Consider the following 25686-nt stretch of genomic DNA (forward strand, 5'->3'; position numbering starts at 1 on the left):
ATCGGCCCGCTACCGTCCATGAAAGGATTTTTTCTTGGCCTGTCAAAGTTGATTTTGGGGGTTGCGATCGCCCTCATCCTGCTATCGATGGCAGGGGTGGCCACCGCCCGCTACTTCATGGGTCGCCTGTCGGTGCTGCCGCCCAAACCCCTCTACGGCGACGAAATGCCTGTCCCCGAGCCTGAAGCAGCCCCTGAAACAGCGGCTGAACCCGCCGTCGAGCCACCCCCTGAGCCCGCCCCAGCGGAGACTCCCCCAGCCGAGCCAGCCCTTGAACCCGGTGACTACAACGCGACCGTGACTCAGCCCATTGGCCTGGTGATGCGCGAAGGCCCAGGCGTAGAGTTTCCTCAGGTGGGAGGCGTGGACGTGAACGAAGCGGTGGTGGTGCTCGAAGAACCCACTGACCAGGATTGGGTCAAGGTGCGCGTGGTGGCCAACGGCCAGGAAGGCTGGGTCAAGGCGGGCAATACCCGCCGCGTTGAGTAATCTCAGCCCCCAACAAAGCATGGTTTAGCCAGGGGGGTGGGTTTCTCTATGGGAAGAATGTTAACTAATCTAACCAAGCCTTAAGCTTGATATCAGTTCCCCCAGGCGGTTTTGTTTGATCCTAGTCAGGGTGATAGCGTGAGGTCTGAACAGTCCTAGGGTCGGGTACATAGTTTTCACACAAGACTGTTGCCCCTTCTTCTGCGTCATACCCCACTTTAAGAACCCATGCACAACCTACAAAAAGACTGGATTGGCTCCGTTGCGATCGCAGCCCTTGGGGCTGGCGTCATTACAACCTTTGCGGTTGCCCAGGGGCAAAACCCGCTGGTGGGCCTGGCGATTACCGTGTTTGCGGCTGTTTCGGCAGTGGCGATCGATCACTTTTTGTAGGCTCTAACTTAAACTACTGCTTCACTTTGAATTGATACCCCCGGATGGTCGGCAGCGCAACTGCTGATTGTCCGGGGGTATTGCTGTATGGTGCCGTAGCAAAAATAGGTTGCGTTGCGATCGGGCATCGGTAACTACATTGCGCCGTCAGTATTGCGCCCACAGTAACGCCGTTTAGCGCCGTCGTGGAACGCATTAGGGATTGATACCCAATCCGAGTCACATAACCCCGCTGCCCAAAAGGCCAAACCGTAGGGGCAAACGGTTGTTTGCCTAGCTGAGTCGGGGTTAGCCAAAAAGGATTTGGGATGAGGAGATTACGCCCTGGGTGACCAATGGGTATCCGGTTTCTGCTCAAACGCCCCATGCCCAGGGTCTACTTGAAAGGGCAAGAGTACCCGCATGGGTCATTCTCACCGGCTAGATGCATGGACTTGAATAGTCATGTCTAGGGAAGCTTGAGGAGCCTCAGGAAATGAGGTCAACCGTCAGGTCTTCACCAAGATGTCGATGACAACTCTAGTCAGTGAGAGATGACCATGTTACTTTCCACCTTTGAACTGCTGCTAAAGCCGATTACGCCTACCGCCGGTACTGTCACTGGGTCCGATCGCAGTATTCTGCAAGGCTACTTCCTCAACGTAGCCAACCCCAACAACACGTCCCTCCGGCTGCGGCTGCGGTTTAATGCCCAAAGTCCTGGCCTCGATCGCACAAAACTCCTGGTGGCTAGAGACACCCTGGGAACCAACGATTTTGCCACCCTCACCCCAGGCAGCACCTACGATTTTCGGCTAAATGCTGGCGATACCGGCCTGGTGATTTTACAGCCCGACATCAGAACGCTGAACCCGGCTAACGTAGCTGACCAAATCGAAGTGCGGGGCTATGTGGAAATCTTTGCGGTTTCCACCTTCCCCTTCCCCGGCAGTGCCCGCACTTTCCCGCTGCTGGTCACCCCCGAGCACCGGGGCACCTTCCTCCCCTCCCCCGGCACCAGCGGCGACTTTGACCAACTGATCACCGCCCTACCCACCTCGTCAGGTAGTGCCCTGCTCAACGTGGATACGGTGCTTGATCCGATTTTTCAAGGTCCACTGGTGCCTGTGCCTCCGTTTCCTCAGCCCATCCCAGTTCCCGGTCCCATCGACCCGATTGGGCCAGTGGCGGGGGGCATCAACCCTGAGGTAGTTTCCCAGCTTGAGAACATCCAGCAAGTCTTGGGATTTATGGCCCAGCGGCTAGACGACTTGAGCCAGCCGGTTACCAACGGGTTGCCGTCCGTAGTCACCAACGGTGCCCAGCGCCAGCCCGTTGCCTAGATCGGCTATTACCTGTGTCTGCCTGCCCTCCGGGGCAGGCAGGCCAAACTTCCCCCCCAACCCCTACTGCGGTTAACCCTATGCCAGCTATGCCAGACGTTGACTTACCCCAGTTCCGATTTAAACCGCTGACAACCAGTTGGGCCGCCATACATCCCCAGCCCCAGGGCGTCATTTTCTTTATCGGCGGGGCTTTTTTCGGCACCTTTCCAACCGTCTTTTACCGTTACTTGCTCCGCAGCCTTTACCAGGAGGGCTATACCCTGGTGGCTCTGCCCTTTCGGTTTTCCTTTCGGCACTGGTCGGTGGCGGTGAGCTTAGCAAATAGTAAACCTCAAATTCGCCAAGAATTGACGGCATTGGCCAAGCAGCAAGGCTATAGCTATAGCCTGTATGGCGAGGATCCTAACTCACCGGCATTTAACTATTTGTGGATAGGTCACAGTCTAGGCTGCAAATACATTGCGCTGCTGGAGCTATTAACCGATCGCGCCAAACAAGATCAGGCCGTACTGAATGGCTGCATTGAATCTAGTCAGTCTCAGCACCTGGCCGAAGCCTTGGATGATGTTTCCCTAAAACAGATCTCCCTGCTAAATCAGCCGTCAATTCTGCTCGATCCGGTTGTTTCTGACCTGGACAGTGCGGTGCCCATTAAATCGCTGAGAGCGCTGGTGGAACGGTTTATTCGCGTAGAGCCATCGATTGAGCAAACCTATTGTCTGATCAGTCGCTCTCGGCTCTTTGCCCTCACCTCGGTAATTGCCTTTACCAGCCAGTTGGCCAAGGAAACCGTCAGCACCCTAGAAGAATTGCTGACGCTACAACTGTCGAGTTTTAAGACCTTGCCTTTGGGCAACCATTTGGCGGTGCTTGGGTTTAAAGAAGGGAACTTTGAGCTGGTTGAGGCGGTGCTACATGCGATTGACAAGGCAAAAGCCCGGTTGCCTGAGCCCCCTCGTTGAGCTTGCTAAAAAACTGTGTAAATCAGCAGCGCCCACAAATTGCTCTGGCCTGGGAGTGGTAGCGGCTGCCGGTTAGTTTAGCCCCTGCCAAATCAACCACAGCAGGGCCAGGTGGCCGGGGTAAAAAGCATAGAACCATCGCGCCTTCGGCCCCCGCTCTCCATTGGCCAGCCAAAAGATCAGGGGAACGGCGATCGCCGGTAGCTGAAACGGCCCCTCTAACCAAGCCCAAAATAAGTGAAACCCCACCCAGGCCAACCCCCATAGCACCGTGGGGCGGTAGTAGCGGGTAAGCGCCACTAGCCCAATGCCGTAGCTGCTGTAGCCCATGGCCAGCAGCTCGCTCAGCCCCGCCGCCCCAATCCAGATGGGTAGCTGAAAGCGGGGGAACCCCCGCGCTAACCGCAGGCAGATCAATCCCAAAAGCAGCTCGAACAAAATGTTGGGTCGGGCAGTATCAAAGGTGAGTTGGTAGATCGGCTGGGACACCAGGCCTAGCAGCGCCAACCGCAGACCGTAGCGGCCCACGTGCTTAGTGTGAGCCTCGCCCTGCACCAACAGCCAAATAAACAGCGGAAAGCTGATCCGCCCAACAATGCGAAAGGCGATCGCCTCAGGGAAAAACACCACACCGATATGATCCACCAGCATGGTCACTGCCGCTAAAACCTTGATTTGGTAGCTGGTGAATCCCTGAGGTAAAGCGCTGGGTCTGGACTGCAAGAGCTGAAACCTGTCTGAACTGGTGATCTATATCTTTGGTCTAACACAGGGTGAAGCGACCGTTTGCGCCGAACAGCGGTAGATTTGAGGCAGTCTTCTAAGCGCTCCCCATGCCGATCATTCTGCCGCTGTTTGCCAAAGCCTTTTTGACTCTATTTGTGGTGATTGACCCGGTGGGGCTAGCGCCGTTGTATCTGGCGTTGGTGAGCGATCGCACCGAAACCGAGCAAACTCAGATTGCCACACGGGCAGTGGCCGTGTCGGCGGGTATTCTACTCGCGTTTGGCCTTACCGGAGCCTACGTGCTGCACAATCTGGGCATTAGCCTGCAAGCCTTTCAAATTGCGGCAGGGTTTTTGCTATTTAAGATCGCCCTCGACATGATCTTTGTGCATCAAGAGCGCGAAACAGAAGCCGAGGTGCAGGAAGCGGGCACCAAGCAAGATGTCAGCGTGTTTCCATTGGCAATTCCGCTAATTGCGGGGCCGGGCAGTTTGGCCAGCATTTTGGTGCTGTCGCGGGAGTCAACCAACTATTACCTGGGGTTGAGCGTGGTGCTGGCGGCAGCGGCGGTGGTGTTGCTGCTGTGCTGCCTGTTTTTGCTGCTGTCGCGTCCGCTGGCTAAGGTGCTGGGGCAAATTGGCATCAACGTGGTTACCCGCGTGCTGGGGGTGCTGCTGGCCGCCCTGGCCGTGCAGTATATGCTCGATGGCTTACTCAGCCTGCTCCAGCTGCCCCCCGCCCAAGCCTTTGGCCTGGACACCCCCACCCCAGATTCTTAGGCGCAAAAAAAGACGCCCCGCAGGGCGTCTTGTAACACTCATCAGGACAGATAGCGCAGATTAGCGATTGCCGCCGGGGGTGCGGCCACCCTCGTCATTGCTGCCGCCGTGGGGACGGGAGTTGCCAGGGTCGCACCCTTCGGCACCATTGCCGATGCCCTGGTTGCAGTTCTGCCTACGATCATCGTCATCATCATCATCATCGTCGTCGTCATCATCGTCCACATTCACCTCGCCAGTTTCGGTGGTGGTTTCGGTGGTGGTGTTGGTGATGGTTTCAGTCAGATTGGAAAAGTTGCTGCTGTTGACGATGTAAGCCGACTCGATGGTTTCGACTTTGCCCATGTAGGCTAGGGCCTGATAGACAAAGCTACAGGCTTCAGAGCGAGAAACCACCCCAAATAGGTTTAGCTCGGTAATGGTGGGATAGTTCACCAAAATGCCGCGCTCGACCAGGGCCGCGATCACAACGCGATACTCACTGGGGATTTGATTGGCATCGCTGAAGATGCTCAACAGGCTATCGACCGACTGCCCCGAGGTGACTTGGGTGATGTTCAGCCCCCGGGCCAGCATCACCAGCATGTCGAGACGGGTCATGGTGCCGTTGGTGTCAAACATCCCGTTGGAGACCTCTAAAAAGCCCATAGAGTAGGCTTTTTGGATGGCGCTGTAGGCCCAGTAGCTGCGGTTGACGTTGCGCAGGGTGACGGTTTGGCGCGAAGCAGGCATGTCAAAGGCCTGAGCAATCATTGCCGCGTACTGAGCTTTAGTGAGATTGTTGCTCGGCAGGAAATTGCCGTTAGGGAATCCGCTGACGACTTTAATGGCCGAGAGGCGATAGACAAAGTCGCTTGCCCAGTAGTTGGTGGAAATATCGCTAAAGCTGACTTGGTTGACGGTGGTGGTCGTCGTGGTCGTCGTACGACGCTGGTAGATGACTTCGCCCGATTCTACGTCGTCATCGTCATCGTCATCATCGTTGTCGTCGTCGTCTTTGGTGTGGGCCGCATCAAGGGCCTGGTCGAGCAGGGCTTCATCTTTGAGCCAGTTGAAATTTTGAATGGGGCCTTCAGCAGCTAGGGCGATCGCCGCCCCACTGCCGACAGTCAAGGTCGCCAAAATCGCCGAAAGCGGTGCTAATCGCAGTAGCTTAGCCCAGTTAGTTTGAGTCATTCTCGTTCATTCCCCGTAGAGTCTTTGAAGTGTAATGGTGATGAGGTAGATAGACACTTCCGTAGTGCGGCCTAAATTAGCCGACTTCCGTAGTCTGCCCAACCCATCGGTCGAAACCACAATGCTCCTCATTGCTGAGCTTCCATGACGCGCCCGAAACCCTGAGGTTGCAGGGCCAGAGGCACTTTACAGAAATCCTATGCGACCTTTACAATTCTTTGATAAGTAGCGGATTTTTGCCTTTATCAGAGGCTTTTCCACTACTTGATTGAGAATGCTCTTGTCAACTAATTTTTTCCTTGATTTATTGTGGCGATCGCCGGTTTGATCTTAGTTGTTCCAGGTAAAGGTACCAGCGACGGCAAAACTCGGCATTCCATGGGCGGTTTTGGCGAGTTCACAAGCATCGCCAGCTAACACACGAAACAGGCGGCTGAACAGGCGATCGCCCAGAATCCCCTCATCGCTCAGCTTTACGCAAAACATTTTGGTTTGAGCATAGAGGCTTAGCGCTCCGTAGCGCTGGTTCGGTAAGAGGGAATGGTTCGAAGTGGATCGTTTTTCCAATGCGCAGTCTAGGGGCCATGGAGCACGGGGACTCTATTTTGGCGACGATACCTGTGCCTCAGCAACGGCCCTGGCCTTGATCCAGTTACGGATTTGTCCGTCCGTTAGCTTTTCCATGTATTTATAGGGCAACGCGTAGCTCAGAGATCATGTCTGAAGGGGTAATGCAGACTAGAGGTGGCAACTTTCATCAACGGCGTTAAGCTAAGCGAGTAGGGTCACAACGTTCTAGCCAGAGGGATTGACCGCCTAAAAGGATCGCGCCCATGCCTCCAAAATCTCCCCTTGAAGGAAAAGCCTTAGTTAAGGAAGTGTGTCGCCGCATCCGGCTGGCCCGCAGCTACTGGGATGCTCACAACAATGCTGCTTGCCGGGGCGAGCGAGAAAAGGCGCTAGCCCTCTACAACACGCTGACCAAAGAGCAAAAAGACCAGATCCCCCAGACCCTGCGGGTGTGGCTGCGCTACCGCAGCGAGAAGTATTTTGGTGCCCACCAGACCCAGCCGGGGAATAAAGGGCGATCTGCTAAGGGCCGGGGTAAGAAGTGAACAGGGGTTTTGGTAGAATACTGGCAAGTTCAGGGGAATTAGCTCAGTTGGTAGAGCGCTGCGATCGCACCGCAGAGGTCAGGAGTTCGAATCTCCTATTCTCCATTCTCAAATACGCTGTACGTTCGCACATTAAATGTCGCGATTCGCAGATTAGTGTCGTTTTTCGCACATTCATGTCGTTTTAGGTTGAATAAGAGATTGACATTGGTGAATATGCTACTCGCAAGTTAGATGTCGTAAATACTCAATTCCGGGTTTCCTCCGCTGGTGCAATCGCAGCGCTCCTTTCAACCCTCCCAAAGGCTCTTGAATGTAGGCTCTGTCTAACTGAAAAACTTCCCTCATTCGCCCATGGCTGGGAGGGCTGATGCGACTGGCTCAAGTCCCATCCACTAATCTGAATCAGGTCATCTTTCAACCCGCCCATGGCTGGGAGGGCTGATGCGACCCAAGTCAGGGTGAAGAGTGGCAGCCTAGCCCACCTACTTTCAACCCGCCCATGGCTGGGAGGGCTGATGCGACCAGGCACTGGGGTCAGGCTAGCAGTATGCTTGGCTAGCTTTCAACCCGCCCATGGCTGGGAGGGCTGATGCGACTCCGCAGCGTAAAATCATTAGTGTAAGCAGGTTCTAGACCTTAGTTTGACGAACCTACTCGCTATGGCTTTACTCTGACGGGGTTGGAGACGGCTAGATTTCGCTAGTAATCTCTCAAAAACAGCTCAGGCAAGCCTTTTAGGACTTTGGCAAACCCCCTGGGCATTTTACCCTTGCTTAGGTTTGCCAAAAAAAGTTGGGGGAGGGTTCCTCCTTGATCGGAGGCGATTCGGTAGCCACCTATCCAGTTGCTCCACAACACAAAGGCTGTAAAGGTTCCTGTACCCTCACAATGTGAAGGCTTGACTTCCTTTGCCGAGTGCGCACCTACGCTATATTACAAAGAGAGAACTCAAGTAAAAATAGCGAACCACCTTTTGTCAGCTTGCTGAACTCAGGCGGCGACTTCAGAGCTTGTTCAAAGAACAAATTCATTGGAAGCAGACAGCTACCAGGGCCGGAAAGAAAAGCTGTCGTACAACAGCCAAACTGACCCTTATTTTTCACAGTTCAGCGGCTCAAAAGCATGAACTGCGGCGCTAAAGCTTTATCATATTCTCTTTTCAAGGTACAAGGGTATAACAACCTATTTTGACGCAGACTGGCGGCGATAATAAGCTGAAAAGACCACATCCCGAGCTGTAGCCTGGGGGCTATCCGCAACTAGCCCTGGCACAACCTCAACTGGGATGCCGAGTTTGGCAGCTCGGTTTTTTATCAACTCCGCCAACTGGTTGTAGCTCCAGTGATGCAGGCGGATGCTTGCCGTTCGGGCATAACGTTTTTGAGCGGCGACGGAACCAACAATTTTGCTGGCCGCTTTCGCTCGCAGTTGAGCTTCAAGCTTATCCCTCAACCCTTTGGTATCTGGGAGCACGATGCTTGATACTCGAAATTGGATGGCAATATCAACGACCCGCTTTGCCAGAACTTGATTAAGGTAGGCTCCAAGGTTGGCCTCCTTATAAGGAGCATAGTGATCTTTTTTGAGGGCTTTGTGACGCTCATGGTCATGGCTTTGCTGCTGGGCCATTTGCTGCTGGGGAAGATGAGACTGATCAGTTTTGGGATCAGTCGTTGACAGAAGCTGGCGTGAAGAGTGATATTTGACAACCTCTTGAGACTGCACATCGACTACCGCTACCGTGACAGGATGCTTGAGGTTGAAACTAACCCCTAAAATTATCTGAGGCTGGCCTTGGTAGGGGGTTCGACTAGGTAAATGAATAGGATGCTGGGCAGAGCGCTGAAGACGATCAAGGCTCCCCTGTTGTCTAGCAGCCTGCACGGGCGTGGCATGGCGAGTCTGCTCAGATGATTGAGCGCTAGCGAGTTTCTTCTGCCGTTTCTCCTCGATACCCTCTTGGGTTAGAAGCTTGGTATCAATCTGACAGTGCAGGTAGAGGGAATGATCACTCCAAGGTTCTCCTGTTGCTCTATGCCTAGATTGCTGTACGGGCTTCCACAAGATGCTGGCAGTACGCAGCAAAAGCAGGCTGCCGGAAATAGGACCTTTGCCCCGGTTGTAAATATCCCAGTCCTGAACAAAGCGTTGAAAGTAATGATGCTGCCTAGCATCGCACTGTACCTTAAGTACATGCTTAGCCAATCCGTTGAGCTTGACGCAGATCTGCTGTTTGGGTTTCTGAGACTTGCCCCTAGGCACCTCCTCCACAAACCAAGTCAGGTTAAGATTGCCGCTATACAAAACAGGGTAAGGCAGGGGATTGGGTTCTCTCAGGAGTTGAGACTTCCACTGGGCAAACTCTTCTGTGCTGGTGGGTATTTGATAAGTTAGCAGTTCTAGGGCATTCAAAAAGTTCTCATCTGTTAGATCGCGCCCTTTTGGTAAACGGCTTGCAAGTTCTCTTTCTATACGACTGACTCCAGTCTGTTTGGCCAGCAGCATACGCTGATAGCGTTCGGGCTGCTCCGCTTGCTCTGGCACTGTACAGCCATTTTTGAGTAGACGAACAATAGCACAGCGATCCAGTGTTTCGGGTGATTCGTTGTACAGCTGAAAGAGTCGGTCGACCAATCGCCGCCGGGATACAATTTTGTCGCTTTGCTTTCGCTGTTTTTTGTTACCTCGTCTAGCTGGTTGTGGAGTAGGCTGTTTAGCCTGAATTTGATCTGTTGCTGTCTGCAAAATGGCCCTAGCCCTTTCTTGAAACGATTCCCAAGAGACACCACACAGCTTCAACATTTCGGTATCACTTTGAAGAATTTCCAGCCAGCGTCTCATTCCGTATAACCGGCGCAGGCGGGAAGCTTGTAAGGCGAACCACGCATCGTAGGTATAGGCCACCATAGTGCTGGCCGAACTGTAGAAACGGCCTGGCTGACCAGCAAATCGTTCATCTTTTCTGAAGGATGCGCAGAGATCGCGAATTGCCTTAGCAGGAATCTTACTAGCTTGCCTCCAGTTCTCGAAATCGGGCTGAAGCGGGATAATACGCATTAATTCTGAAACCAATGGCGTGTTGGAATGCGCCATCAAGTTCCAAAGATGTTGCCGAGTAGCAACTGAAGCCGTCAACCTACACTGGATTGTAATAATACTCATGAAACCTTATCTCAAAAAAGATTGCCTCAATAGCGCTTTGTATTGAATAGATGCTGTTCCCTTTGAAACCCAGAAAGCCCAACTTTTCACTGAAAATTAGAGGACAGATACTCAAAGACAAATACTCCTGGGCATTGTCAAGGACTTTGTAAAAAGCATTTTGCCGCTAGGTTTCGACGATGGGTTCAAAGCCAAAGACATTAGTCTTGCCATGTCCTATGCCAACTGATCTGTATTCATCAGTACCTTAAAAAGCTTCTGAGAGGGTAATGGTCTAGACCATTTAAATTTGATTGTCTCAATTAAGGCTCAAAAAACCTGCCGATCAAACGCCTTGTCATAAATCTAAATGCCGTTTTAAAAGACAATTTTCATCCCATAAATAATTAAATCTAATCTTCAAATTTATTGATTCAGGATATTTCTCTTTTGGTTTACTAGTACCAATACTTTGAATAGATTTCGAAAACCAACGGTAAACTAAGGGTTTTAGGTCTCTTCTGCAGCAGCTCGGTTAACAAGAAGCCAAAGGCTTCAGCGCTTGCCCCAAAAAATGTCCAAACTACTGAGGCAAATGAGGGAATAGATATTCAATTTCCTACCATGATCCGACGGTTAGCGTGAAACATTACTTAATATTTCTCCTGGGCTGTCCAATCTTGACAATCACAAGCAGAACTTGTACTGACAAGAGCTTTTCAGATCTTTTGCTTAGAATTCAGCAGTGATGCAAAATTGCTGCATACGCTCTTTGTAGATTCGAGCGACGAAATATTTCACTTTTTACGCGCACCGATTTTCGCAAAAAATAGAGTTGCCTCGGCAATAGGCTTCAAAAAGGTCATCTGTCTTCACTCGATATCTTCGGTCTGGACTCACTTTGACCCCGACTTAGAGGCTTGAATCAGGATTGGCGAGAAGTTCAATGAATTAAGTAAGGAGAGGTATTACTCTTCCTCGGCATCTGTTGGCTCTTCTATCATTCTTCGATACTCTTTCCGAGGATTAGCAACTTCGACTCCTTGTGTTATCTGCATCTCTAAATATGTATCGCTTGGCTCTATAGATAGGTCTGCTTGATCGCTCTCCTCCACAGCCAGTTCATCTGGATCAAAGCCAAGCATTATAAGCATCAATTCGACTGAGGCTCCGAGGCAAGCTCCTAGAAGAAAAAACAGTTTTGCGGTTTCTTCACGGGTAAATAACGCCGAATTACTTAGAAATTGTTCAAGCGCACTTTCCGGCAAATTAAATTCTTTACAGAGTCTTTCTTTTGTATAGCCATTGCTCTGTAAACCCTCTTCTATGTAATCTTGCAGAGGTTTTCTAGGACTCATATAGTTGTACTTCCGACCTTGGACATAGCATTAAAGCCACCCTCGGTTGGAAAGGTGGACAGCGCTCCATACCTGTAGCCTATAGACTACATATCTTTGGCGCTGTCGTCAACAGCTTTCTCCTTCAATTTTTCCGCCATCCAGACAAGATCTACCAAGGTCAAGTATTTCTCGACCAGTTCAGGAGTTCGTTCCCTATCACTTAACCAGATGTTTGTGGATGTTGTCTGGTAGCCTGTTAGCTCGGACAGCAAGGCCTTTGATGCCTCTCGATAGCCTCGCTGATCTATAGCTACTCCCTTCTTGTCTAGGGTCCACCTAGCGCAGAAGTCAGCGGCTGAGGTCTTCTTGAACATTCCGCCCTCATCACTCATCGCCGCAAGGATAAGGTGTAGCGGGATATCTAAATCCATCAGCGGCTAGTTTCTCGAGAGGGCGATGCTGCTTACAGCAATCAATTTATAGCCTATTGACTACGAGTCGGGATTGAGGCAGATGAGCAGGTGTTGGGGCTGCCCTTAGTCCAATAAGCGTTGCCCCGCGAGCCAACTGGGGCAAGACCACTCTGACTCCCATAGGATGTTGTGCTCACTGTCATAGCAGTTCAAGCCAAGTTTGCTCCAATACTGCCGAAGCCTGAAACTTTGTAAGTCTGCCTCTTCCTGAGATTCAGTTCTAGGAAAGGGCATGGGCCTACAAAACACTAGCCCTTCCATAATTGTGTGCTGTATGTATGTGGCTACTGCCTTAAGGACAGGCACTTTGCCTCGCCAACAGGGTCTGATCTCAACCTTGCTAAGGTACAAGCAACCTTTGCACAGAGCAAATTCAATGTCTTCAGAGTTCTGCTCTTGTAGCCAGCTAACTGCTAAGGAAAGGTCTTGGTCTACCTCATCTGCATAGATAAGCAGCCCACTAACATGGTTGAAAAGCTCATAACCAACAATTTCCCCTACTGGAAGGCGAGTTTCATTTTCGCATGCCTCGTCATAACTACTTCCAAAGATGATGGCCCGTATCTCATGAACGAGGGAGCGTTCTTCCAATCTATTAATATTGGTCTTACTACAAATTTCAACATGAAAATCTTCCATATCAGCGCTGTAAAGTTGACGTTACTGAGAAGAATTGTTGGAGAAATGAGCCATAGCCCCTAAAGACGCTGAGGTTAGTTGATTGCAATATTGCTTAGCCGCAGCTGTCTACAGAAAGGTGCCTATTGTCGCTTACCACTGATGGGCTTTGTGGAATCATCTGGTTTCTGGACGAATTATAGCCTATCAGCTACAGTTTTTATGCCCATCTTCAACCGCTTTGTCTTTCATCTTCCCGGCTGCCCAGGCGAAATATACCAGGGTTAGATGCTTCTTAGCCAGCTCTGGGATCCATTCTCTGTCACTCAACCAGGTGTTTATAGACTCTGATAGCCCGTAAGCTCTGCTAGAAGAACCTTTGATGCCTCGCGAAAATCTCTCTGGTCTGGCGTAAGTTCTTTCTTGTCAAGCGTCTAATGGGTGCAGAAGTCAGCGGCTGAGGTCTTTTTGAACGGGACGTTCTCATTACTTATCGCCGCAAGAATAAGGTGTAGCGGGATTTCTAAGTCCATCTGTAGCTCATCCATTACCAGCTTCGGCCATGAACAGGTTTTCCATTCATAGCCTATGAGCTACGGAAATAATCCAGGTCGCTGCTTATCCCACTTCCGCTGCCTCGGGTTTGGCTACCTCTTCGGCAAAAAGGATGAGCTTGCCTATGGCAGCCTCAATCCTTTTCAGAAGGGTCTGTTGGTGGGTCACAAGAAAGCCTTTAAGGTTGTCTGTATGGAGGTATTTCGGGGGAATAGCGTGGGACTGAGGAATGTCGTCCATGCTCTCATCGTCGAGCTGAACATGCTTGTGGGTCTGAAGTTGCTGTAGATAGGCGCTGGGCGCTCTACCACCGACTACTGTCACACTGAGGACAAGGAACCGCTTCTAAAGCTATCGTCAGCACTAGGTAACGTCACTGTTACCTTAGATCAACTTCAATATGTCTAGAACACTACTCCTTTCAGGACTTTTCTGCACCACTAAAGGAGAATGGCATTGAATTAAGGTTAGTGGGCCGAGCTCACCTACACTCTCTGTCTGGAAATCCATGGTATTAGACATTCTGACTGCAATCGGGTTGAAGGAAACAGGTAAGTACGTCGCTAAAGATGTGTTGGCGCCTCTCCTGCAAAGCAGTCTAGAAGATTATGCCAAGGATTTTTTTAAGAGTCGTATTGCGGATGCAGCAGGTTTAGCAAGCCAAGCGCCCGTGCAGAAAGCGCTAGGTGAGGCGCTGAAGGCGTTTGTGGAACTTGTGGAAGAGGAGCTGGAGTTTCAGGGCTGCTCTGGGGTAGAGATTCGTGACTTTTATGAGGTTCCGCTGCGGGAGTTCATGAAGGATAAGGACGCGAAGGCGACGTTGGGACAAGCCTTCGAGCCGGATTGCCGCAGCATAGATGCTGAGGTGCTGACGCTGCGGTGGAAAGCGCTAGATTTGCGACCCTTGCCAGAGGAGTTTGATTGGCTGCAAATTGGCAAGCAGTACGTGCGAGCCGTAAAGGGCATTTTGCGGAGTTCGAATGAACTGCGGGATTTGCTGAAGCTGCACAATCAGGAAGCCATGCGCCGAGGCATCGAAGAACTGGTGGGCATCCCGCCGGATTTTGATTTGCAGAAGTATCAGGAGACCCTGCGGGAGCAGTACGGCAACCTGAAGCTGGAGTCGCTGGATACATCTGCCTGTGCCTACAACAACCTGGAACTGTGGCACATGTTCATTCCCCAGAATGTGCGGGCGTGCCAGAAGTTTAACCCCAAGGTGTATGAGATTCCGAAGGAAAAGTTTAAGGAGCTCCAGCAGCGGGGGGAACTGGATGCGGAAGCGCTGGAGGCGGCACAAATCGAAGCCTATCGCCGGATCTATATGGAGCAGCCTATCCAGAATGTGCTGGAGGTGTTGGGGCGAATCGCAGTGGTGAGGCAGCAGAGCCGCCCGGTGGCGGACCATGTGGTGGTACTGGGCGATCCGGGGTCGGGGAAATCGATGCTGTTGCAGTATGTGGCATTGCAATGGGCAGAGCAACCGATTCGTGACCTGAAGGAACTGGCCCAGCGACCGCTGCCGCTGCTGATTGAATTGCGGAAGTATGCGCGAGACCGGAATGACAAAAAATGCAACAGCATGGTGGAGTACCTGCACCAGGGCGATATTGCCTGTCGGCTGAATCAGCAGCGACTCCATGAGGTGCTGCTGGCGGGGGATGCTATTGCCCTGTTTGATGGCATTGATGAGGTGTTTGACCCGCATCTGCGGGGTGTCGTAGTGACGGATATTCACCGCTTTACCAACGACTACCCCCAGGTGCAGGTGGTGGTGACCTCGCGGTGGCTGGGGTATAAGGCGCAGACGCTACGAGATGTGGGGTTTCAGCACTACATGCTGCAAGACCTGACAGATGAGCAGATTGCCGAGTTTATTGCGCGGTGGCATGACCAGACGTTTCCGGAAGGGGCGGATAAAGTGCGCAAGCGGGAGCGGTTGCACAAAGCAATTCGAGAATCGAAGTCGATTCGGGAGCTGGCGGGGAACCCGCTGCTGCTGACGATGATGGCGATTTTGAACCGCAGCCAAGAGTTACCAAGAAATCGTCTAGAACTATACGACCAGGCATCGCAAGTATTGCTGCACCAGTGGGATGTGGAGCGGAATTTGATTGAGCAGAAGCTAGACCCGATGACGATCAATTATCAGGATAAGCAGGCCATGCTGCGGAAGGTGGCGTTTCACATGCAGTCAAGCAAAGCGGGGCTAGCGGGAAACATCATTAGCGGCCAGGAGCTGGAAGCGATTTTGACAGACTATTTGAAATCTATTGATGTCGATCAGCCTCGTGATATAGCACGGCGTATGATTCAGCAGCTACGGACACGGAATTTTATTTTGTGTGACCTGGGAGCTGATAACTATGCTTTTGTACACCGAACGTTTTTAGATTTTTTTGCCGCACGGGCCTTTGTCTGGAAATTTAAGGAAACCCATGCGATCACCTTTGAAGAATTGAGAGATTGTACATTTGGTTCCCACTGGTACGATGAAACCTGGCATGAGGTTCTATGTTTGATCTGTGGAATGCTTGATTATTCTTTCTCAGATATGCTAATAGCTTACCTGATGAATGAGAAGTTTAGCGAGCATTCAAAGCATTTACTTTTAGCTGCTAATTGCCTAAAAGAAGTGAAGCATCACTATAAGGCTTGTACGACTTCTACAAAGCTGTTGTCGGAACTTAAATCTGTATATGAAGGAATAAACCTTAGAATCACTCGTCGTGAGTATACGGCTGAGGAATTTATGAAAGAGAGGTATCATGATACCGAGTTAATTTCTTCCTTGATTAAGACAATTGCTGAGGTTTGGAACGAATCTTCCAATGTCTTGGAATGGTTGATGAACCAGGCAAGAACTCAGGATTCCGACTTCATACGTACTCATATACTTCAATGCGTTCAAGCAAATTGGAGACCTTCACCGGAGTTATTTAGCTTCTTCGCCGAACGAGCACTTGAGGATCAGAGCCGACATATTATGGCCCCAATTAGCAATCCTTCCCTCATGGCAGCAGCAATTTTAGCCGAATATTATCCTCATCACAACGACACTACAGAAATAATATTGAAAAAGCTTAAGGAAGATGTCGACGAATCCGCGAGAGGTAGTCTGTTAAGCTACCTGCTGAAAATTTGGGGAAAAGGTAATAAGTCGTTTGAATTTCTTTGTGACTATGTAACAAGTCATACTTTGCATAGTCGAGTAATATCGTCATCACATAGTTCAAAAACTACTGCACTTTCTTTACTTGCTGAGCACTATGCTGAGCGCTCTAAGACTATAGACCTTCTGCAAGACTGTGTTCTCAATGATCCTTTTGAACGTCGAATGCATGATTTTCAAAGGAACCCTCGCCAAAATTCCCTAGAAATTTTACTGAAGCATTATCCTGGCCATCCCAAAACTTTGGAACTGCTGCAAAATTGCGTCCAAAACGACAACGACGAGCAGCTAAGGGAATGGGCCGAAAAGCAGCTTGCCAAGGCAGTTGGTTCCGCTCAACGATAATGACCTTATCAAAGTTTTCCGACAGTACCCGAGCGGTTAGAAGCCCAGCGATACTTCCTCCAATAACGACAGCCCGCGCTGGAGGGGTGCCATTACTCATAGCCAAAAGCCTTTTTCGTTGGTGGATTCTTGATTAGAATATCAAGCCCATCCTAAAAGTGGTGGAGAAAACTCGTTTGAGTCTCATGATAGGTAATTTAGACGGTCACCTTAAAACTGAAAGCCATTGCCTTCATTCAATGCTTTGAGAAATCCCCAAGCTCAGGAATCGCTGCATACAGTTTCTCGACTCCATGCGAGAGGTAAGTTCGACTTTTTACGCGCACCGATTTTTTCGAAAAAAGGGAGTGCCTATAATTGGGGTAGATGGGGCAGCTTTGTGAAAGTGAGTAAAGCTAAAATCCGAAAGCGCCAGGCGAATAAAACGGTAGGTAGTTGGAAATTGACCCGTCGTCAGCAGCTATCATCCTGTGGTGAAAAGAGTGCAAAAGGAGGAGAGTGAGTTTGTGGTGATGCCCAGTAGAGTTAGGCCCATTGAAGAAGCGCTGCTAGGTCACAAGCGCTACATCGAGCTGCACCAGCAAGGCTGGAACAATGGGGAGATCGCTGACGTGATGGATGTGTCCCGCGAGCGAGTGCGGCAGGTATTGAGTTTCTACGGCCTGAAAAGCGTGAAAAGTGCGTCCCGTACAGTCGCTGACAAGCAGCTCGTTGACGCGATTTGTCGTTTGTATGACTATAAAGACCTGAGAGAGATTGCCAGGAGTATGCGAGTGGCAGCATCTGCCCTAGAAGAGGCTGTTCGGCAGCGAGACCCGTTAGCGCTTACACTCCAAGCCGAGCAGCGAGCTGAAAAGCACAAGGCGGCCCTAGAGCAACGCCTACAGGAGAAACTCGACTACTGGAAGTCGGTCAGTCCGGTTGGTCTGCTAACAGTAACGTCGATGTGGCGAGATGAGTCTGGGGAGTTTCGCGCTGGTGCTCGATGTGAGTGTGGCCGTGAGACCAGTGTGTGCCTGGCATTCCTGCGAAAGGGGCGAGTGTTTTCTTGCGGTAGGTCAGGGTGCCACGGACAAGTCAGGGCCTCGGCTGGTGCATTTAAGGCTAAAGCGCATCAAGCTGCTAAAAATGAGCCAAAACGCCGCGCCGGGAGAGTGTGATCAGGAGCAGCCAGTGCGCTTATGACCAGCATTTTTCGAGTCAATGGACAATTTAGAACGTGGATCGAAGATTTTGGGCTGTGTCTCTTGAGGGCTTCACACCGTGATGAAGACAACAGGCAGTCATAATGTCTCGTCCTTAGAGCGATGAAGGGACCAGAAGTCTTCCTCAAGCTTGATTCCAATTCGCCGTCCATCGTTCATTTTCAGAGTCATTTCCTGTAACCCCTTGCTATCCAGATAGCGAGCGAGGATCAGCAGCACGTCTACAAGCTCATCTTGAGCGGGCCGTTTCGATTCTGTAGGTTGGTTCTTCCGCTTCCTGGTCATAGCAAAAAGGACTCCAAGTGTACGGTCGACTAAACAGCTGAATAACTGTAGTTTCGTAGTTCAAAGGGGCGTTGTTGCATAAAAGGGAGGGTTACGAACGGGGTAAAGGCTTAAGGTTTAAGTACTACCCAAAACCTGACGCCGATGCAATACCGAGTCCGTAACTGGTCTGAGTATAACGCTGGCTTGAAGCAGCGCGGACGCCTCACCTTTTGGTTGGGCGAGGACGCCCTAAAGCAGTGGCTGGTGACCACGCCCACAGGACAGCGAGGGGCATCGCTAACCTACAGCGATGGGGCGATTGCGACGGTTGCAACGCTCAAACGCCTATTTCACCTGGCCGGTCGCCAAGCGCAGGGCTTGGTCGAATCGTTGTTTCAGTTGATGCACATTTCCCTGCCAGTGCCCGACCACAGCACGGTATCGCGACGGTTGGGAGCCTTATCGGTGGTCATGCCGGTTCGGCCAGCCACTGGGGCTCGCCATATCGTGGTGGATTCCACGGGCATCAAAGTCTATGGGGAAGGGGAATGGAAAGCCCGACAGCATGGTGTGAGCAAGCGGCGCACGTGGCGCAAACTTCATCTCGGTGTCGATGAGGCGACCGGGGAGATCTTGGTCGCCGAGGTCACCACCAATGATTATCACGACAGCGAGATCCTCCCTAGTTTGCTCGGTGGCATTGACGGTGAGGTGGCCCAAGTCTCCGGCGATGGGGCTTACGACACCTTTGCTTGCCATGAGGCGATTGCCCAGCGTGCCGCTGTGGCAACGATTCCACCGCGTCACGATGCACGCCCCTCTCAGCGCAAGGACGATAAGTCAAGCCACCTAAGAGACCAGATTTTGCAGCGCATTGACGAGGTAGGACGCTCGGCTTGGAAGCAGGAAAGTGGCTACCATCGCCGGTCACTGGCTGAAACCACCATGTTTCGCCTCAAGGTCACCTTTGGCGGACGAGTGCGCTCTCGGACATTTGATAATCAGGCTGTCGAACTCTTCTTGCAGTGTGCGGCGCTCAATTGCATGATTCAACTGGCCAAACCCGATAGCTATCCAGTTGAGGCTTAGTTCACCGACCTGATCAAAGAACGAGTGACGCTTGACCTATTCATGCAACAAAGCCGTTCAAAGGTACCCCATAGAAAATTGCAAAAATGTCTGGGGGACAACGCTGCTTAGTACAGGGGATAGCGTGGCCTTCATTATTGCCCAATGGCTGCTCTCAGAACTGCCAACATCGACTCCTGACCCAGACACTCCAGACGCTCTACAGCATCTGCTGAGGGTCAACTCCGTGGCGTTCTGCCTGCCATATCCTTTACCTGGCCTGCCGGACCAGAGTTTTATCTGTCCCGGCTACTGTGGCAGATGTTTGGAGTCCCTGAATTTACTGAAATAGAGCAATCAGCAGATATTCGAACGGCTTTGACCAGGAAGTGGCAACCCGTAGCTTAGTTAGACAGCTATAGCTAAGTACTGTAGATCGCGGCTTATCCCATTGATGCTGCCTTGGGTACAGCCACTCTTCGAGGAATTTTCTATAGGTTTTCCTTAGAGGGCGTTTGAGAAGTTGACTGGCAGTAAAAAAGCTCACACGGTCTAGGCTGAGATTACTAAGACTACAGCCCCGTGAGAGCGATGAGTAAAGCCTACACCAGCGATCTGACCCGTGACCAGTTTGAGTTGATTGAGCCCCTTGTTGCCAGCGGCACAGACAGGAGGGCGGCCGCGAAGCTTGTGTCTGTGGGCGGTGCTCAATGCTATTTTCTATCTGGTCACTCAGGGATGTAGTTGGCGGGACTTACCCGGTGACTTTCCGACTTGGCAAACGGTGTACACCTACTACCGTAACTGGGTTAAAGACGGCACTTGGGAGGCTCTCCATGAGCGTCTGCGAGGGTGGACACGCGCGGCGGCTGACCGTCCCGAGAGCCCGTCGGAAGTTATTTCGGACAGCCAAAGCGTTGCCACCGCACCGATGGTGCATCGCTCAGTGGGCTATGACGCAGCCAAAGCGACTAAAGGGCGAAAGCGGCATCTGGTCGTCAATACCCTGGGTCTGATGATGGCGGTTGTGGTCACTGCCGCTAGCGTTCCCGAGAGAGCCGGAGGTCAGCAGGCACTGCAAAAGCTCCATCAGATGGGGGAACGGGTAGCGAGAGTCTATCTGGTCTGGGCCGACGGCGGTTATAGCGGCCCCAACTTTCTGCAATGGGCGATGGATACCTTGGGTTGGATCGTCCAGATCGTCTTGCGACCTCAAGAATCAAGGGGCTTCGTCTTGCTTAAAAAACGCTGGGTAGTCGAGCGCACCTTTGGCTGGTGGCGCTGGTCTCGTCGCCTGGTTCAAGACTATGAGCAGTTGCCTGAAAATGCTGAGGCCATGCTCCAGATTGCCATGATTCGCATCATGCTGAGGCGCTTGGCCTAATTCGCTACACCTCGACCCCTTTTCAAATGCCCTCTTAAAAGCTTTCTATCACAAGGCTTCTAAGCCTTATGGTTTAAATCAATATAGGCTTAGACAACTTGTTGATAGTAAAATTCTCATAAAACGCTACGCGACCTTACTTCAACAGAACCACCGGATGGGCTCTGAATCGGGGATTTCCAGGGAACGCAGAATAACAGACCCGACTACCGACAGTGGGTTTACTAGGGCCATAAACACTGTCGGAGTGAAAAAAGATTTCCTGATTCGTTTCAGAATCATAGAGAAAACCTATGGAACCTCGAATTCTATGAACTTGTCCAATTCTTCTTTCAAACGTATTATAACAAATGTCCTCACAAATTTTAACTAAACTATCAGAAGAAGGTCTATCTTTAGGTGACTTAGAAAGACAAAAAAGAATGAGGTCATATAATATTTTGCATAATGGAACAAACTGATTATTGGAATTAAGAGAATTACGAAATTCAGAATCATCAAATGGAGGAAGTTCAAGTTTGTCAATTCTACGAACTGCTTGTAAGCCAGTTCCAAAGGGCTTTTCCCCTATCAATAGCTCATACATCATTGCGCCTAGAGACCATATATCAGCCTCTACCCCTACACTCCTAGGAGAATCAATCATTTCAGGAGCCATATAAGGCAAAGCACCAACTGCAGTTTGAGAGCCAGTAATTGATTCTTCTCCAAATTCCTCCATTCCTTCTACAGCTGAGATGATTTCTTCCTCTGCTAGCTTTGCAATTCCAAAGTCTGTAATTTTAATCTCTAACAAGTTAAAATTTCCAACTACCATTACATTCTTAGGCTTTAAGTCACGATGCACAACACCAACATGATGTGACGCGCAAATACCTTTAGCAATATGATGAAAGATTTTGGCAACCAAGTAAGGGTCGATGACCTCAAGGTCTGTTAATAAGGCTTTTTGAAGGTCAAAACCATCAATATATTCTTCAACAAGGTATAAGCCAGAATCTTCCTCTAAATAGTCAAGTGTTTTTGCAACATTAGGATGATTAATTCGAGCACTTACAACAGCACTGCGTTGAAATCGCTTCTGGGCAGAAGAATTTTTAGGGGTTTTCAAAGCTACTTGCCTATTCATAAGGCTATCTTGAGCAAGATAAACCTCTTGCATCCCGCCTTCCCCCACAAAATTTTCTATAAGGTAGCGATCTGCAATTAGATCGCCAGTATTATGGATTTTGCCACTCATATAACAACTTCAGGATGGGAAATATCTACGGTGAAAAACTCTCTACTTGGGCTCTTCTCATCGCCCAAGGTAATAACGCAAGAACCAGGTAACAAATCCCCTTTCTTACAAGTAGTATTGTTAATAAAAACACTACCAGAAACGTTCAGCACTTTAAAGTCCAGTCCATTGTAAACAATCTCTATCTGCCCAAAATTCGTATAGCTAAGCCGTACAGCCTGGTTTTTCTCTTCTAATGAATAGGTTCTTTGGGGAGTAGCAATTATTGCTCTATGCCTATTTGAAAGAAGATACTTCTTTACTGTATCTCTAATAGTTTGCACTTTAGGTCGATTATCAGGCACTTCATCAAGAGTCAAATCCAGAAGATCAATCACTGGATCAGGAACTGCAAAGTGGATAACTTCTCTAAAACTAGGAACATGCGAAAGATCAGGAGGAATCTGAAGCATTCCTTCTGGTAAGTCTTTCTGAAACAAAGATAAAATAGTTATTCCAAAAGCATAAACATCCACGGCCTCAGTAAAGAAAACGTGGCCTCGAGTACACAGTTCTGGAGCGGCAAAACAGGGAGTTCCTTTAAAGCCCTGAGTATGGGAATTCAAGCCCTGGATTCTAGTCAAGCCAAAATCGAAAATCTTTAATAGACCTTCTTGGTCATATTTCATATTAGTGGGCTTGATGTCTCGATGAACCAAGCCCTGTTCATGTATATCACTCAATCCAGAAGAGATTTGAAAAATAATCTTCAGAAAATCACCAGCGTTCAACTCCTTAGAGTCGATACATGTCAAATCTACGCCTTGCAAATACTCTTCAACAATCCCTATCACTCTTTCGCTTTGGGAAGAGCCGACAACGATGTCGTAAATTTGAACAACATGGTTAGATCGAATCTTTTGAAGAGCTTTTATCTCGTCTTGGACTCTAGAAAACTCTGAACCAGTTGACAAGACTTTAATAGCAACTTTTCTTTCGAGAACTAAGTCAATACAAGGCAGAACACTACTCATTCCACCTTTCAGGATGGTTCCATCAGGACGATATCTATCAGGTAAAGAGAGTCCATCTATGTCCATAATAAGCCTGAAATTACTCAGAACCTGATCCTTCTGATGGATCAGGCACATCAACATTTATTTCGGGAATATAAATATCTACTATTGATATATTGTCTGCTTCAGCAGGACTCTCCCCGGCTTTGAGTCGCTTCTTTGACCGCCTAGGCTTTGTTATTTTTTGCTCACCCTCGTCTTTTCTTATTTTATCCTCTACAAAAGAGTCTTTAACAGATTCATCTGTACTAATTCGCTCATTACGTGTTCTATATTTTGTATCAGAACTCGATTCAGTGAAGCTGTTAGCTAGCACCCTACTAGGACTTGTAATCCAGATCTGAAGGTTTTTCGTGGACGTCCAAACTTCGAGCACATTAAGGAATTCTTTACCCTTGCTTGACATAGTTGAAGATAAGTCACCTTTGATCGATAAGCTTGTAGCGTTATCATGACCTCCAATCCACTCTGAATGAGTGATTAGCCTAAAAACAATATCCCCAACACTTTGAGAGTTTGTAATTAGTTGCTTCAGAGTTTCTGGAGGCATAGAATGGATCCCATCTGAAGTTAAAATGATGGGCTTAATATCATTAATCGGACTAATATTAAAGATATGTGGTTCCAGCCCTTCGCCCATACCGATATATTGAAGCAAGCTTCTGAATTCTGGCAGAGATAATTGAGCTGTTTTGTTTTTTTCTTCGAGCTGCCCTTTCAAGGTATCATCAACAGTTAGCTTATCTAGCTTATTCTTTGCTAGTAAGCGATAAATCCGGCTATCGCCAACATTCACTGATAGTGCTTCTCCATTCGCGGAAAAGACAACCGCAGATAGAGTAGTGCCCCCAGCACCGTTAAACTTTTCATAGACTGCATTATTAGCTTCAAAAGCAGCCGTCTCTACTAATTTTGAAAAATCAGAGTTTTTCCCACTTATTAAGGACTTTATAAATGAACTTATCGCTAAACTAGCACAGACACCCCCTCTAGACATACCTCCCATTCCGTCACACAAAATTCCTAAGAAGAAATTTCTATTGGGCTCTTTGTCTCTGAGTAGCCTGGCAACTAGTACGCGGTCTTCGTTTGCCTCCCTCACACATCCAATGGCACTTCCAATAGCAACCTCTGCGCCATCCACTTGAAAGGTTCTATGGCCTTCCTCAGGGTTTAGCCATTGAGCAAGGTACTCTTGGAGTTTGTCATGGAGAAAGGAACCATTCATAAGAGTAAAATTAGAGAGTCTTAAGCGTTTAAACTCTGTCCATTCATTAAGCGAAGCAACGAAGATATTTTACCCAGCAGAATTGACGACAGCGATTAGTCCTACATAATAACTCAATTCCGAGAAATTGTGTAGGTACTCAATTTTCTTGCTTATGCAATAATTGGGAAATACTACTTGCCAGAATCAAAGGTTGTTCAAAAAAACTTTTAAGAATTCATCAATCGAGTGTGGCCGATCTTCAGGATCAAATGCAATCATACTCCTCAAGATATAAATTAAATTTCTACTCAAATTAAACGATTCTGAGCGCTTTAGGAAAAGCTCATCTTCAGTATCTTTAATTCTTTCTCTAATTGAACTGTATGGATAGCATCCGGTTAATGTTTTAAATGCGAGAACTCCCAAGGAGTAAATATCCGATTTTTGACTTAAAAGGGCTGGTTCTAAATATTGCTCTGGAGAGATATACTCCTTACGAACCCTTCTTAAAGCATAGGTTGCAACAGTTTGTAGATTTGGGCTTCTAGAGAATTCAAAATCCATAACTTTAACAACTAGTTTGTCGGACACTAAAATCATGTCAGATGAAATATTTCTGTGAATAATTCCTTTTCCATGAACATAAGAGAAAGCCAAAAAAATTTGCGTTAAAATTTCTCGAGAAAAAGACCGATCAACCTCTTGATTGCCTAATACTTCAGACAGCCTATAACCTCCATGCAACCACTCTGTTACTATACAGATCTGATTAGAGTTATGTAAGAAAACATCATAGATTCTTGCGATATTCGGGTGCTGCTCCAGGTTGATCAACACTTCGCTTTCTCTGCATACTTTTTCTTGAATTTTATATTTTTCCTTGTCTGGCAAGTAAGGATCTATATCAAATACCCTAAGTTTTGCAAGTCGCCCTTGAAGTAGCTTATGTCTTGCCAGAAAATCTTTGTAGTAGTCATTCTTAGAAGAACCTAATTCTCGAATTATAGAATATTCTCTAAAATTTCTTTCCGCTTTGCTTTTAGGTTTTGAAGAGTCTACAATGCATGAAAAGACTGTTTGTTTTAGGCTATCATCAATGAGATTAAGTTTATAAAGGCTCTTCGGCAAGTGATTCTTGCTAACGAAGAAGTTTTTTATGTCCTTTGATTTAATGACATGAAATAAATTGTCTTGATGAATATCGAGGGTAGTCTTATCGTCAGCAATAATAACTAGGCCAAATACTTCGATTCTGCTCAATTCTCGCTTTCTGCTCGAAAGATAGCTATGAAGAACCCTAGCTTTAAATTGAATTTCACCAACGGGATTACGACGAGAATAGTATCGAGATAGCTGCCATTCACTTAAATTGCCAGTAATATGTCCGTGCCAGTCCTTAATTTCAACAGCATAAACTGCAAAATCGCCAATAACAATTGCATCAAAATCTTTGGGTCTAGCATTGCTGTGCTCCTTAATGTCAAGATTATGAAGGACAATATAGCTTTTGGGAAGTCTATCGCGTAAAGCAGCGATGACTCTTTTTTCCCCGCTATTTACGGGTTCTCCAATTGGAAAAACTCTCGCTGCCATATTTTTGAAAGTATTTACTATACTTGCCACTCAAGGGTTTTGAATTTAAGAT

At 48.9% G+C, this 25686-nt stretch carries 20 protein-coding genes, 1 tRNA gene and 1 pseudogene; 12 read left to right on the forward strand and 10 right to left on the reverse strand.

Features of this window, described 5'->3' with window-relative positions; all coding sequences use genetic code 11:
* The first annotated feature begins 18 nt into the window (after positions 1-18).
* The 4 genes from H6G07_RS10870 to H6G07_RS10885 all read left to right on the forward strand — a co-directional run bounded on the left by H6G07_RS10870 (position 19) and on the right by H6G07_RS10885 (position 3169).
* Positions 19-489, forward strand: a complete 471-nt coding sequence (locus H6G07_RS10870) for an SH3 domain-containing protein (RefSeq protein ID WP_073608263.1) — start codon at positions 19-21, stop codon at positions 487-489.
* 228 nt (positions 490-717) lie between these two features.
* Entirely contained in the window at positions 718-882 is a 165-nt protein-coding gene (locus tag H6G07_RS10875) for a hypothetical protein (RefSeq protein ID WP_171972996.1), read from the forward strand.
* 539 nt (positions 883-1421) lie between these two features.
* Positions 1422-2204 carry a hypothetical protein gene (locus H6G07_RS10880; protein WP_073608421.1) on the forward strand — a complete coding sequence of 261 codons (783 nt, stop codon included), beginning with the start codon at positions 1422-1424 and terminating at the stop codon, positions 2202-2204.
* Between the two features lie 80 nt (positions 2205-2284).
* Positions 2285-3169, forward strand: a complete 885-nt coding sequence (locus H6G07_RS10885) for a DUF1350 family protein (RefSeq protein WP_084173080.1) — start codon at positions 2285-2287, stop codon at positions 3167-3169.
* 72 nt (positions 3170-3241) lie between these two features.
* Here H6G07_RS10885 and H6G07_RS10890 read toward each other — a convergent pair whose 3' ends face one another.
* The gene (locus H6G07_RS10890; protein ID WP_073608261.1) at positions 3242-3892 is read right to left on the reverse strand and encodes a TraX family protein; all 651 of its coding nucleotides are present in this window, start codon (positions 3890-3892) and stop codon (positions 3242-3244) included.
* 110 nt (positions 3893-4002) lie between these two features.
* Here H6G07_RS10890 and H6G07_RS10895 point away from each other — a divergent pair, with 110 nt between their 5' ends.
* Complete coding sequence (locus H6G07_RS10895) at positions 4003-4674, forward strand: MarC family protein (RefSeq protein WP_139297014.1); 672 nt, start codon at positions 4003-4005, stop codon at positions 4672-4674.
* A gap of 60 nt (positions 4675-4734) precedes the next feature.
* On the opposite strand, the gene H6G07_RS10900 is transcribed toward H6G07_RS10895, so the two are convergent.
* Together H6G07_RS10900 and H6G07_RS10905 are read right to left on the reverse strand one after the other, a co-directional pair.
* Positions 4735-5850, reverse strand: coding sequence for an S-layer homology domain-containing protein (locus H6G07_RS10900; RefSeq protein WP_073608260.1), 1116 nt, complete (start codon positions 5848-5850; stop codon positions 4735-4737).
* 330 nt (positions 5851-6180) lie between these two features.
* Positions 6181-6336 (reverse strand): hypothetical protein, encoded by a 156-nt coding sequence (locus tag H6G07_RS10905; RefSeq protein ID WP_171972995.1) that lies wholly within the window; start codon positions 6334-6336, stop codon positions 6181-6183.
* Between the two features lie 347 nt (positions 6337-6683).
* On the opposite strand from H6G07_RS10905, the gene H6G07_RS10910 reads away from it, so the two are divergent.
* Both H6G07_RS10910 and H6G07_RS10915 read left to right on the forward strand, forming a co-directional pair.
* Positions 6684-6965, forward strand: a complete 282-nt coding sequence (locus H6G07_RS10910; RefSeq protein ID WP_073608259.1) for a Precorrin-3B methylase — start codon at positions 6684-6686, stop codon at positions 6963-6965.
* 32 nt (positions 6966-6997) lie between these two features.
* Positions 6998-7070 (forward strand) — tRNA-Ala (locus H6G07_RS10915).
* 1080 nt (positions 7071-8150) lie between these two features.
* On the opposite strand, the gene cas12k is transcribed toward H6G07_RS10915, so the two are convergent.
* The 3 genes from cas12k to H6G07_RS10930 all read right to left on the reverse strand — a co-directional run bounded on the left by cas12k (position 8151) and on the right by H6G07_RS10930 (position 11880).
* The gene (gene cas12k / locus H6G07_RS10920; RefSeq protein WP_073608258.1) at positions 8151-10130 is read right to left on the reverse strand and encodes a type V CRISPR-associated protein Cas12k; all 1980 of its coding nucleotides are present in this window, start codon (positions 10128-10130) and stop codon (positions 8151-8153) included.
* A 947-nt stretch (positions 10131-11077) separates the two neighbouring features.
* Positions 11078-11467 (reverse strand): hypothetical protein, encoded by a 390-nt coding sequence (locus H6G07_RS10925; protein WP_073608257.1) that lies wholly within the window; start codon positions 11465-11467, stop codon positions 11078-11080.
* Between the two features lie 86 nt (positions 11468-11553).
* Complete coding sequence (locus H6G07_RS10930) at positions 11554-11880, reverse strand: hypothetical protein (RefSeq protein WP_073608256.1); 327 nt, start codon at positions 11878-11880, stop codon at positions 11554-11556.
* A 1248-nt stretch (positions 11881-13128) separates the two neighbouring features.
* On the opposite strand from H6G07_RS10930, the gene H6G07_RS10935 reads away from it, so the two are divergent.
* From H6G07_RS10935 to H6G07_RS10955, 5 genes and pseudogenes are all read left to right on the forward strand, one after another.
* Entirely contained in the window at positions 13129-13383 is a 255-nt protein-coding gene (locus H6G07_RS10935; protein ID WP_139297013.1) for a hypothetical protein, read from the forward strand.
* 220 nt (positions 13384-13603) lie between these two features.
* Positions 13604-16612 (forward strand): NACHT domain-containing protein, encoded by a 3009-nt coding sequence (locus H6G07_RS10940; protein ID WP_073608253.1) that lies wholly within the window; start codon positions 13604-13606, stop codon positions 16610-16612.
* A 473-nt stretch (positions 16613-17085) separates the two neighbouring features.
* Positions 17086-17772, forward strand: a complete 687-nt coding sequence (locus tag H6G07_RS10945) for a hypothetical protein (protein WP_171972994.1) — start codon at positions 17086-17088, stop codon at positions 17770-17772.
* A gap of 474 nt (positions 17773-18246) precedes the next feature.
* Positions 18247-19173, forward strand: a complete 927-nt coding sequence (locus H6G07_RS10950; protein ID WP_073608250.1) for an IS5 family transposase — start codon at positions 18247-18249, stop codon at positions 19171-19173.
* Positions 19174-19743: 570 nt separating this feature from the next.
* Positions 19744-20536, forward strand: a pseudogene (locus tag H6G07_RS10955) (IS5 family transposase).
* A gap of 136 nt (positions 20537-20672) precedes the next feature.
* On the opposite strand, the gene H6G07_RS10960 reads toward H6G07_RS10955, so the two are convergent.
* The 4 genes from H6G07_RS10960 to H6G07_RS10975 all read right to left on the reverse strand — a co-directional run bounded on the left by H6G07_RS10960 (position 20673) and on the right by H6G07_RS10975 (position 25664).
* Positions 20673-21776 carry a serine/threonine-protein kinase gene (locus tag H6G07_RS10960; RefSeq protein WP_073608249.1) on the reverse strand — a complete coding sequence of 368 codons (1104 nt, stop codon included), beginning with the start codon at positions 21774-21776 and terminating at the stop codon, positions 20673-20675.
* Complete coding sequence (locus H6G07_RS10965) at positions 21773-22855, reverse strand: serine/threonine-protein kinase (RefSeq protein ID WP_073608248.1); 1083 nt, start codon at positions 22853-22855, stop codon at positions 21773-21775. Before H6G07_RS10965 ends, H6G07_RS10960 begins: the two co-directional genes overlap by 4 nt.
* A gap of 13 nt (positions 22856-22868) precedes the next feature.
* Positions 22869-24059, reverse strand: a complete 1191-nt coding sequence (locus tag H6G07_RS10970; RefSeq protein ID WP_073608247.1) for a PP2C family protein-serine/threonine phosphatase — start codon at positions 24057-24059, stop codon at positions 22869-22871.
* Between the two features lie 186 nt (positions 24060-24245).
* On the reverse strand, positions 24246-25664 hold the full coding sequence (locus H6G07_RS10975; RefSeq protein ID WP_139297011.1) for an NERD domain-containing protein kinase family protein: 1419 nt from the start codon (positions 25662-25664) through the stop codon (positions 24246-24248).
* Between the last annotated feature and the right edge of the window lie 22 nt (positions 25665-25686).

The organism is Phormidium tenue FACHB-1052 (assembly GCF_014696675.1).
Taxonomy (GTDB): Bacteria; Cyanobacteriota; Cyanobacteriia; order Phormidesmidales; family Phormidesmidaceae; genus Nodosilinea; species Nodosilinea tenuis_A.